2 protein-coding genes are annotated in these 1,335 nt (G+C 31.6%); both read left to right on the top strand.

The features are described from left to right. The coding region (locus H9661_RS19335; protein WP_279290197.1) for a flagellin at positions 1–195 on the top strand (195 nt) is incomplete at its 5' end. Positions 196–517: 322 nt separating this feature from the next. Then, a partial coding sequence (locus H9661_RS19330; protein ID WP_191770446.1) for a flagellin N-terminal helical domain-containing protein occupies positions 518–1,335 on the top strand: 818 nt, incomplete at its 3' end.

The following is a 1,335-nucleotide window of genomic DNA, read 5'->3' as shown; positions in this document are numbered from 1 at the left end:
AGATTAGAACATACAATAGCTAACGTTGACAATGCTTCAGAAAACTTACAAGCTGCTGAAAGTAGAGTAAGAGACGTTGATATGGCTAAGGAAATGATGGCATATTCTAAGAATAATATCCTTCAACAAGCTGCTCAAGCAATGCTTGCTCAAGCTAATCAAACGCCACAAAACGTTCTTCAATTATTAAGATAGTTTAGATCATAAATAATAGTTTTGGGCTTTATTAAAAGTAGTAGCTCACAAGAAGGGGAATTCATAAAATTGAATTCTCCTTTTTAAATCTAGTGTAAAGATGAGTATACTAGATTTTCTTTTTATATGAATATAATTCTAGTAATTAATTCAAAAAAATAAAAAAATATAAAAATACTAAAAAAAATATTAAAAAAAATATAAAGTATTAGTATAATATGACGAATAATATATTGTAAGGTTAACCAAGGTCTCTTAAGAGAAATTAAAAAATAAATTTATGACATGGATGTCGATTTTCAAAATCAAGGAGGAATTTAAAATGATAATTAATCACAATATGAATGCTATGAATGCTCATAGAAATATGGCAGCAAACAACACTAATGCTGGGAAATCAATGGAAAAGTTAAGCTCAGGTTTAAGAATTAACAGAGCTGGGGATGACGCTGCAGGTCTTTCAATTTCTGAAAAGATGAGATCTCAAATAAGAGGATTAAACCAAGCTTCAAGAAACTCTCAAGATGGTGTTTCAATGGTTCAAACTGCAGAAGGTGCTTTAAATGAAACTCATAACATTCTTCAAAGAATGAGAGAATTATCAGTACAAGCAGCTAATGATACTAACGTTACTAAGGATAGAGATTCTATTGCAGCTGAAGTTGATGCTTTACAATTAGAAATATCAAGAATAGCTACTCAAACAGAATTCAATACTAAGACTTTATTTAGTGCTGATTCTACTCAAGTAACATTACAAGTTGGTGCAAACAGTGGGCAAACTATATCAGTAACATTCTCAAGCATGACTGCTTCTTCATTAGGAGTAAGTGCAATGAGCGTACAAATGTCTACTCAAGGATCTGCTACAGCTGCAATTTCTACAATTGATATAGCTATAGAAAAGGTATCTACAGAAAGATCTAAGTTAGGAGCTGTTCAAAATAGATTAGAACATACAATAGCTAACGTTGACAATGCTTCAGAAAACTTACAAGCTGCTGAAAGTAGAGTAAGAGACGTTGATATGGCTAAGGAAATGATGGCATATTCTAAGAATAATATCCTTCAACAAGCTGCTCAAGCAATGCTTGCTCAAGCTAATCAAACGCCACAAAACGTTCTTCAATTATTAAGATA

It is taken from the genome of Clostridium cibarium (assembly GCF_014836335.1).
In the GTDB taxonomy this organism is placed as follows: domain Bacteria; phylum Bacillota; class Clostridia; order Clostridiales; family Clostridiaceae; genus Clostridium; species Clostridium cibarium.
Note: the sequence above shows the minus strand (reverse complement) of the source record. Positions and strands in the feature narration are given on the sequence as shown.